Below are 9,537 nucleotides of genomic sequence, written 5' to 3' on the forward strand. Positions count from 1 at the left end.
TGGACGGAATCGCGTCCAGACCTGCGTCGCGCAGCGCCCGCCAGACCTCACCCCGTAGCGCGGTGCCGGTGGTCTCCAACTCCTCCGCGTCGATGCTTCCTGACCCGAACAGCCTGTACGGTCCGCTGGACCCGGCACCCGAGGCAGGTTATGAGAACGCGCCGCCGCGGATGGGGTTCTTCACCGACACCAGCGTCTGCATCGGCTGCAAGGCCTGTGAGGTCGCCTGCAAGGAGTGGAACGGCGTTCCGGAGAGCGGCTTGGACCTGCTGGGCATGTCGTACGACAACACCGGCGCGTTGACAGCGAACTCGTGGCGACACGTCGCGTTCATCGAGCAGCCCCGCCCGGCCGGGCATGGTGTCGCCCTGGCGGACGTCCTCGGGGCGCCGGTCGACGCGGACCGGGCCCGGCCGGTCGACGCGGGACCGCAGTTTCTGGGGATGCCGGGGGCCCAACCGCCGGGCCGGGGCACGGGCGTCGAGGAGCGCACGGATTTCCGGTGGTTGATGATGTCGGACGTCTGCAAGCACTGCACCCATGCCGCCTGCCTGGACGTGTGTCCGACGGGTTCGTTGTTCCGCACGGAGTTCGGCACGGTGGTGGTGCAGGAGGACATCTGCAACGGGTGTGGGTACTGCATCTCGGCGTGTCCGTACGGGGTGATCGACCAGCGTAAGGACGACGGTCGGGCGTGGAAGTGCACGCTGTGCTACGACCGGTTGGGCGCGGGGATGACCCCGGCGTGTGCGCAGGCGTGTCCGACCGAGTCGATCCAGTACGGGCCCCTGGACGAGCTGCGTGAACGCGCCGCCGCCCGGGTGACGACGCTGCACGCCAGGGGCGTCCCCGAGGCCCGCCTGTACGGGCACGACCCGAACGACGGCGTGGGTGGTGACGGCGCGTTCTTCCTGCTCCTGGACGAACCCGAGGTGTACGGGCTGCCGCCCGACCCGGTCGTGACCACCCGTGACCTGCCGAAGATGTGGAAGCGCGCCGGCCTCGCCGCTCTCGCCATGGCGGCGGCGACCGTCGCCGCGTTCGTCGGAGGTTCCTCATGATCCCGTCGGGCCCCGTGGGCGACCGGTTCCGTCGCTTCCGGGAGCGGCTCGCCGACGAGGGCGGCCACCGACCACAGGCGAGCCACGAGCGGCCGGGTAGCGCGACGGGCGCAGAGCATGCGCGGGGTGCAGAGCATGCGCGGGGTGCACAGCCGCCGGCCGGCGCGGACGATCACCCGGGCGGCAGGGCCATCACCACCGGCAGGGACAGCAGCAGCGGTAACGAGGTTGGCAGCGGCCGTCGGGGTGACCAGACGGTGAGACGGAGCGGCGAACCTCCCGGTCGGCGGCGCAGGCGGCGCGGCGGGGGCGCCGAGGAACTGCGGGTGCCGGAGGCCGAGTTCACGTCCTACTACGGTCGGCCCATCCTCAAGGGGCCGGTGTGGAAGTGGGACATCGCCGCGTACCTGTTCACCGGCGGGCTGGCAGCCGGCTCGTCGCTGCTGGCCGCGGGTGGGCAGCTCACCGGGCGGCCCGCGTTGCGGCGCGCCGGCCGGGTCACCGCGTTGGCAGCCGTCAGCGCCAGCGCGGTCTTCCTGGTCAAGGACCTGGGCCGGCCGGCGCGGTTCCACCACATGCTGCGGGTGGCCAAGCCGACCTCGCCGATGTCGATGGGTACCTGGATCCTCACCGCGTACGGGCCGGCGGCGGGTGTCGCCGCGATCGCCGAGGCGGCCGGTGTGCTGCCCCGGCGCGGTCTGCTCGGGCTGGCCGGCCGGGCGCTGCCGCCGATCGGGCACGCCGCCGGGCTGCTCGCCGCCGGCACCGCGCCGGCGCTGGCCACGTACACCGGGGTGTTGCTGGCCGACACGGCGGTGCCGTCGTGGCATGAGGCGTACCCCGAGTTGCCGGTGATCTTCGCGGGCAGCGCGTTGGCCAGCGGCGCCGGCGTGGGTCTGCTCGCCGCGCCGCCGGCCCAGGCCGGGCCGGCCCGCCGGATGGCGGTGGCCGGCGCGGCCCTGGAGCTGTACGGCACGCATCGGGTGGAGAGCCGCCTCGGCCTGCTCAGCGAGCCCTACCGGTTGGGCCGGCCGGGCCGGATGCTGCGCGCCGCGCGGCTGCTGACCCTCGGTGGGGTGGCGGGTGCTCTGCTGGGCCGGCGTCACCGGGTGGTCGGTGCGCTCTCGGGGACGGCGCTGCTGGCCGCGTCGGTGCTGACCCGGTTCGGCATCTTTTACGGTGGTGTCGCCTCGGCCCGCGACCCCCGGTACACAGTGGTGCCGCAGCGCGAGCGGGTGGAAGCGCGGCGGACCGCCATGGATCTTCCATCTGACTGGGCGGAGCCGCCCGCGGTGTGATCGAATGGCCGGTGGAGGCGTTCAGGCGGCTGGTGCCCCTCCCGGTCTTCAAAACCGGAGTGGTCCGGGACCCGGGCCAGGCGGGTTCGATTCCCGTCCGTCTCCGCCACACCGCTTGCAGGAGATGACGTGATGGGCGACGGCCCGGTGGACCCGCGACGTCGGGTACCCCGTACGGACACGCTGCTCGCCGACCCGGTGCTGGCCGCCGCCACCGTGACTCTCGGCCGGGAGCAGGTCAAGGCGATCGTCTCCCACGCGCAGGGCCGCGCCCGTCGCGGTGAGCTCAACCCCGACGAGGTACGCGACGCGGCGGTCGCCGCGTTGCCCACGCCCGGCCCCCGGGTGGTGCTCAACGCCACCGGTGTCGTGCTGCACACCAACCTGGGCCGGGCGGCGTTGTCGTCCGCCGCGGTCGCCGCGGTGGTGGCCGCCGCCGGGCACACCGACGTCGAGTTGGACCTGACCTCGAGCTGGCCATGGGCCTTGCGGAGGCGCCCCGGAAGAAGGCCCAGGACGTGGCACGTCGCCTCGTCGGCTCCGGCGGCGCGACCGCCGCCCAACTCCAGGCCCTCGGCGAGGAACTGGTCACCACCGGCGCCGCCAACCGGGAGGCGCTGACCAAGCTGGTCCGCTTCGAGGTCGACCGGGCCCTCGGCGCGGTCGGTCTGGCCACCGCCGACGAGGTGGCCGAGTTGACCCGGCGGGTGCACGATCTAGAGCGGCAGCTGCGGGAGGCGCGGTCCACCGAGCCGGCCGAAGCGCCGACCGCCGGCCCCACGCCACAACCCGCCCCGACCGTCGCCGCGAAGCCCGGCACCGGTCTCGTGCCGTCCGACGCCTCGGCCGGCGCCCCGGTCTCCGCGCCGGTGGCGAAGAAGGCCGTCGCGAAGAAGGCGGTCGCCAAGAAGGCCATCGCCAAGAAGCCGCCGGCGACGATCAGCCGGACGGCCGACGAGGACATCCCGACGCCGGCTGTGATGCCCGCCAAGAAGGCGGCGATTCGCAGGCAGCGGCCGGACGACGCCGAATGACCCGGCCCGGTCCGCCGGCTGGTGGGTCGTTCCCGGCCCGCCCCGGTCCGCCGGCTGGTGGGTCGTTCCCGGCCCGCCCGGGCCCGCCGGTGGGTGCCCGTCCTGGACCGCCGCTGGATCTCGGGGACGACGAGGCACGGCATCCGGCGGTGGACGCCGCCGTGCGGGCCATCGCCAACGCGGCGACGCTCGCTCCCGCCGACCAGATCGCCCAGTACGAGGCGGCCTACGAGACGCTGCGGGAAACCCTCGCCACCATCGACCAGACCTGAGCGGGACGACCAGGCCTGAGCAGACCGGAGAACCACCCATGGCACGTCGTAACCGGCTGGACGCCGAACTCGTCCGCCGCGGTCTGGCCCGCTCCCGTGAGCAGGCCGCCGCGTTGGTGGAGGCCGGCCGGGTCCAACTGCGGGGCGTGGTCGCCCGCAAGGCGGCCGCGATGGTCGACCCCGCCGACCCGCTCCTGGTCACCGGTGCGGACCCGGCCGAGGAGTACGTCTCCCGAGGCGGGCACAAGCTTGCCGGCGCGCTGGCCGCGTTCGCCCCCGGTGGGCTGCACGTGGCCGGGCGGCGTTGCCTGGACGCGGGAGCGTCGACCGGTGGGTTCACCGACGTGCTGCTGCGCGCCGACGCGGCCGAGGTGGTGGCCGTGGACGTCGGCTACGGGCAGCTCGCCTGGCCGCTGCGGACGAACGAGCGGGTCCGCGTCCTGGAGCGCACGAATGTCCGTACCCTCGATGCGGACGCGATCGGCGGCCAGGTCGATCTCACGGTGGCCGACCTGTCGTTCATCTCGCTGCGACTGGTGCTGCCGGCTCTGTCCGGTTGCACCCGTGACGACGGTGACCTGGCACTGATGGTCAAGCCGCAGTTCGAGGTCGGCAAGGACCGGGTCGGCGCCGGCGGTGTGGTCCGCGATCCGGAGCTGCGCGCCGAAGCGGTGCTGGACGTGGCCGCGGCGGCCGCACGGCTCGGCCTCGGGCTGGCCGACGTGGCGGCCAGTCCGCTGCCCGGGCCCAGCGGCAACGTGGAGTTCTTCGTATGGTTGCGCCGGGGCGCACCAGCGGCCGACCCGGAGCGGGTGCGGGCCGTGGTGGCGGCCGGGCCGGACGGCTCGACGACGGCCGGCGCGGTGCCGGACGTGGCGGCGGAGGAGGTCGCAGGGTGAACGCGCGCAGTGAGGGCGCCGCAGTGGGCCGGGCGGTGACACGCGGCCGGGCCGAGGTGTCGGCGCCGGTGACGCGACGCGGGCCGGTTCGGCGTGGGCGGGTGGCCCGATGAGCCGGACCGCGCTGCTGGTGACCCACACCGGTCGTCGGCGTAGCACGGAGCACGCCCGGTCGGTCGCCGCCGACCTGATCGACGCCGGTTTCGAGGTACGGGTGGTCGCCGACGAGGCCGAGGACCTCGACCTGCCCGGAGTGGTGCCGGTCGGCGGCCCGCAGGCCGCCGAGGGCGCCGAGATCGTCTTCGCGCTCGGTGGGGACGGCACCTTCCTGCGCGCCGCCGAGCTGGCCCGACCCGCGAAGGCGCCGCTGCTCGGCATCAACCTCGGCAAGGTGGGCTTCCTGGCGGAGGCGGAGATCGACGATCTGGACGTCGCGGTGCGCGACGTCGTGAGTCGCAACTACACGGTCGACGAGCGGCTGACCCTGGACGTCACCGCCGAGTTCGACGGTGGGCCGACCATCGAGTCCTGGGCGCTGAACGAGATCAGCATCGAGAAGGGCGAGCGGGCCCAGATGCTGGAGCTGCTCGTCGACGTGGACGGCCGGCCGCTGTCGCGGTACGGCTGCGACGGTGTCGTCTGCGCCACCCCCACCGGTTCCACCGCGTACGCGTTCTCCGGTGGCGGCCCGGTGGTCTGGCCGGAGGTGGAGGCGCTGCTGCTGGTGCCGATCAGCGCGCACGCGTTGTTCAGCCGCCCGTTGGTGACGGCTCCGACGTCCACCTTCGTGATCACGGTCGACCCGTTCACGACCCTCGCCGTGCTCTCCTGCGACGGGCGGCGGGTCTACGACCTGCCGCCCGGCGCGCGGGTGACGGTGCGTCGGGGTGCCCTGCCGGTGCGCATCGTGCGGCTGCGCCCACGTCCGTTCACCGACCGGCTGGTGGCCAAGTTCGGTCTGCCCGTGCACGGTTGGCGTGGCAGCCGCCGGTGACGGTGGCGCACACGGTCGGTGGATGTCAGTTGTCCACCTGACGACATGTCGCCGCTGCGGCGGCTTGCGACTAGTGACCTGGTGACACGCTCCGACGCAGACTCCGATCGGCCCTCATCTACGGATGGCGGGCCTGGAGGAGTAGAGGAGCCCATCGCATGCACTGGTCCCCACGCTGGCTCGCCGTCGGCGCGGTCGGCGCGTTGGTGGTCGGCGTCGCCGCACCGGCGTCCGCCGACCCGCCCGCCCGGCCCACCGGCCCGACGTCGGGCACGCCCGCCCAGCACGCACCCGTCCGCATCACCCTGATCACCGGCGACCAGGTCGACCTGGTGCAGGCGGCACCCGGTCGGGTCGCCGCCACCGTGCACCCCGGCCCGGGGCGCGACCGGATCGCCTTCCAGACTGTCGAGGCCGACGGCGGGTTGCGGGTGCTGCCCAGCGACGTCATGCCGTACCTCTCCGCGGGGGTGCTCGACCCCGACCTGTTCGACGTGCAGGAGTTGGCGGCCGACGGGTACGGCGACGCCGCGCAGGGCGCGTTGCCGCTGATCGTCCGCTATCAGGAGCCGGCCGGCGGACGGGTCCGGCCGCTGGCCGGCGCGACCGACGCGCGTCCGCTGGAGAGCATCAACGGGGCGGCGCTGCGGGTCGGCAAGGGTGACCTGGGTGGTCTGTGGACGTCGCTGCGCGGCGCGCCCGGGCAGCGGGTGACAGCTGGTTCGCCGGCCCGGCTCGGGGGCGGTGTCGCGCGGATCTGGCTGGACGGGAAGGTCCGCCCGACGCTGGAGCACAGCGTGCCGCAGATCGGCGCTCCGATCGCCTGGGCCGCCGGCCGCGACGGTGCCGGCGTGAAGGTGGCGGTGCTCGACACCGGCGTCGACGCCACCCACCCCGACCTGGCTGGTCGGGTCGCCGAGGCGCAGGACTTCTCCGGCAGCGGCAGCGCCCGCGACGGGCACGGCCACGGCACCCACGTGGCCGCCACCATCGCGGGCAGCGGGGAGGCGTCCGACGGGTTGCGCAAGGGCGTGGCCCCGGGTGCGCGGTTGCTGGTCGGCAAGGTGCTCGACGACGGTGGCTCCGGCTACAGCTCGTCCATCATCGCGGGCATGGAGTGGGCCGCGCACTCCGGCGCGAAGGTGGTCAGCATGAGCCTCGGCGGCGACCCGACCGACGGCACCGACCCGATGAGCCAGGCGGTGAACGACCTGACCGCTGAGACCGGCGCGCTGTTCGTGGTCGCCGCCGGCAACTCGGGTGCCGCGCGGACCGTCGGTGCGCCCGGCGCGGCCGCGGCGGCGCTGACCGTCGGCGCGGTGGACCGTGCCGACGAGCTGGCGGAGTTCTCCAGCCGGGGTCCGCGCCTCGGCGACAACGGCCTGAAGCCCGAGATCACCGCGCCGGGCGTGGGCATCGTCGCCGCCCGGGCCGCCGGCACCGCCATGGGTACGCCGGTGGACGACGCGTACACGACCGCGTCCGGCACCTCGATGGCCACTCCGCACGTGGCCGGGGCGGCGGCGATCCTCGCGCAGGAACACCCCGACTGGTCCGCCGCGAAGCTCAAGGACGCGCTGGTCAGCACCACGAAGGCGAACCCGGCGTTGACCGTTTTCGAGCAGGGCGCCGGTCGGGTCGACGTGGCCCGCGCGCTCGGCCAGCGGGTGTACTCCTCCGGCCACGCTGACTTCGGCCGGCTCAGCACCGGTGGCGTGCCGGTCGAGCGGGCCGTGACGTACACCAACGGTGGCACGGCCCCGCAGACCCTGCGGTTGGCCCTGGAGCTGCGCAACCTGGACACCCGTGCGGCCGAGACCGACGGGGTCACGGTCGGCGGCGTCGAGGTGACGGTGCCGGCCGGCGGCAGCGTCGCCGTGCCGTTGCGGGCGGACCCGGCGAAGCTGGACCGGGGTGTGCACAGCGGGTGGCTGGTGGCCACCGGCGCGGACGGCGTCGCGGTGCGCACCGCTGTCGCGCTCACCCTCAGCGGCCCGCTGCACACCGTGACCGTGCGGGCGCTGGACATGCAGGGTCAGCCGGGTCTCGCGTCGGTGCTCACCCTCTTCGGTGAGCAGCCCGAATCCGACTGGCTCGGTTGGGTCGGCGGCGAGGTGCAACTCCAGGTCGAGGAGGGTCCCTACCTGGTCCAGGCGTTGATCGAGCACGGTGCCCCGCTGGACGAGCAGATCACCCTGGTCACCGACCCGGAGCTGCTCGTCGACCGGGACCTCACAGTGGTGCTTGACCCGCGCAAGGGCACGCCGGTGCGGATCGAGACGCCGAAGCCCTCCGAGCAGCGCTCGACGATCAGTTTCTACGAGCACCGGGTCTTCGGCAACGGCCGGCAGGTCGACCACGGTGTGATGACCTTCAGCACCATCCAGCAGGTCAACGTCACCCCGACCCGTGCGGTACGCCAGGGCGAGTTCGAGTTCGCGTCGCGCTGGCAGTTGGTCGCGCCGATGGTGGACGCGACGATCAGCGGGGTGTCCGGTCCGTTGGACATCAACCTGATGGGCTACTCGCCGGCGACGGCCGAGCGGCGCAAGCTGCCGCTGGTCTGGGCCGGCACGGGCACCCCCGCCGAGCTGGCCCGGGTACGCGGTGCCGCGGCGCTGCTCACCACCAGCCCGGACGCCTCGGAGGAGGAGCAGATCGCGGCGGCGGCTGCCGCTGGCGCGAAGGTGGCGCTGATCGTCCGCCCGGCCGACCAGAGCGCGTGGACGTCGTGGACCCCGTTGGGTGACCGGCTGCCGATCCCGTCGATGGCGGTGGCGTACGACGACGGCCAGAAGATCATCGCGGCGGTCCGGAAGCGTCACACGACGCTGGACCTGACGTTGACGGTGGACAGTCCGTACCTGTACGACGTGTGGCAGGTCTCGAAGGGCCGGGTCCCGGAGCGGATCCTGCACAAGGTCACCGACCGCAACACCGCCGAGGTGACCACCCACTACGGGAACGTCGGCGGGGACTGGGCCAGCGAGCAGCGGTTCGGGTGGCGTCCGTGGCAGGACACCGCCTGGAACGACAACCAGCGGCTGGTCCGTACCGGCACCACCCGACGGGAGTTCGTCAGCTCCGGGGACAACTGGTGGCAGCAACGGGTGCTGCACAAGATCATGTTCATGCAGTGGGGGCAGCTGACGGGTGGTCTGACCCAGCAGCCGCGGCGTTACGCCGCCGACGACCGGGTGACCGAGACCTGGCACGCGCCGGTGCTCCGCCCGGCTGTGCCGGCCCGTGGTGCGCCGGTGCCCACCCGCACCGGTGACAACCTGGAGTTGCGGGTGCCCGAGTTCGTCGACGCCGAGGGGCACTACAGCGTGGCCGGCGAGAGTGAGGAGTCGGACACCGTCACGGCCCGGGTCAGCCGCAACGGGCAGCAGATCGCGGACCTCTCCGAGGGTTGGGCGTCGGTGCCCACGACCGCCGGGGCCGCCCGGTACCGCCTGGACGTGACCACCCAGCGGTCCTCGGTCGAGTGGCGTTACGGCACGCGGACCGACACGGCCTGGGAGTTCACCTCGGCCCGACCGGCGGGCGACGCCGCCACGCCGTTGTCGCTGCTCCAGGTGGACTACCGGGTGCCGGCCGACCTGCGCGGCACGGTACGCGGCAACCGGCCGCACCAGCTCGGGCTGACCCTGCGGCAGCCGGCCGGGGCGCCGAGGCCGACCGGTGCCAGCGTCCGGGTGCAGGTCTCCTTCGACGGGGGCGTCACCTGGCGCAACGCGCCGACCACGGGGTCGGGCACCCGGTACACCGCTACCGTGCCGGCGGGGCGCGGAACGGTGTCGCTGCGGGTGCGTGCCGCCGACCGGGCCGGGAACACCGTCGACCAGACGGTGTTCCAGGCGTACGGGCTGCGGTGATCGGGCGGGGCGGGGCGGCCTGGCCGTCCCGCCCTGCCGGTCGGGGGTCCGCCGTCGGTAGAGCACACCACTGAACACCAGTCAACATTAAAGCTAACTCG

General features: G+C 73.8%; 7 protein-coding genes, 1 tRNA gene and 1 pseudogene. All 9 read left to right on the plus strand.

Annotation, left to right across the window (positions count from 1 at the left end; translation table 11 throughout):
- Positions 1-92: 92 nt before the first annotated feature.
- The 9 genes and pseudogenes from ABZ749_RS20830 to ABZ749_RS20870 all read left to right on the plus strand — a co-directional run bounded on the left by ABZ749_RS20830 (position 93) and on the right by ABZ749_RS20870 (position 9,436).
- Positions 93-1,061 carry a 4Fe-4S dicluster domain-containing protein gene (locus ABZ749_RS20830; RefSeq protein ID WP_357230081.1) on the plus strand — a complete coding sequence of 323 codons (969 nt, stop codon included), beginning with the start codon at positions 93-95 and terminating at the stop codon, positions 1,059-1,061.
- On the plus strand, positions 1,058-2,359 hold the full coding sequence (nrfD, locus tag ABZ749_RS20835) for an NrfD/PsrC family molybdoenzyme membrane anchor subunit (RefSeq protein ID WP_357230070.1): 1,302 nt from the start codon (positions 1,058-1,060) through the stop codon (positions 2,357-2,359). The genes ABZ749_RS20830 and nrfD overlap by 4 nt, the downstream gene beginning before the upstream one ends.
- A gap of 13 nt (positions 2,360-2,372) precedes the next feature.
- Positions 2,373-2,468: transfer RNA gene (locus ABZ749_RS20840), tRNA-Sec, on the plus strand.
- A gap of 23 nt (positions 2,469-2,491) precedes the next feature.
- A pseudogene (locus ABZ749_RS20845) lies at positions 2,492-2,824 on the plus strand (L-seryl-tRNA(Sec) selenium transferase); the annotation flags it as partial.
- 14 nt (positions 2,825-2,838) lie between these two features.
- Positions 2,839-3,393, plus strand: coding sequence for a hypothetical protein (locus ABZ749_RS20850; RefSeq protein WP_357230072.1), 555 nt, complete (start codon positions 2,839-2,841; stop codon positions 3,391-3,393).
- Positions 3,390-3,665: a hypothetical protein gene (locus ABZ749_RS20855; protein ID WP_357230074.1), complete on the plus strand. Its 276-nt coding sequence runs from the start codon at positions 3,390-3,392 to the stop codon at positions 3,663-3,665. The genes ABZ749_RS20850 and ABZ749_RS20855 overlap by 4 nt, the downstream gene beginning before the upstream one ends.
- A 38-nt stretch (positions 3,666-3,703) precedes the next feature.
- Complete coding sequence (locus tag ABZ749_RS20860; RefSeq protein ID WP_357230076.1) at positions 3,704-4,564, plus strand: TlyA family RNA methyltransferase; 861 nt, start codon at positions 3,704-3,706, stop codon at positions 4,562-4,564.
- Between the two features lie 109 nt (positions 4,565-4,673).
- Positions 4,674-5,558, plus strand: a complete 885-nt coding sequence (locus tag ABZ749_RS20865; RefSeq protein WP_355008441.1) for an NAD kinase — start codon at positions 4,674-4,676, stop codon at positions 5,556-5,558.
- Between the two features lie 158 nt (positions 5,559-5,716).
- Positions 5,717-9,436, plus strand: a complete 3,720-nt coding sequence (locus tag ABZ749_RS20870; RefSeq protein WP_357230079.1) for a S8 family serine peptidase — start codon at positions 5,717-5,719, stop codon at positions 9,434-9,436.
- The last annotated feature ends 101 nt before the right edge of the window (positions 9,437-9,537 follow it).

It is taken from the genome of Micromonospora sp. NPDC047753 (assembly GCF_040642735.1).
Taxonomy (GTDB): Bacteria; Actinomycetota; Actinomycetes; order Mycobacteriales; family Micromonosporaceae; genus Micromonospora.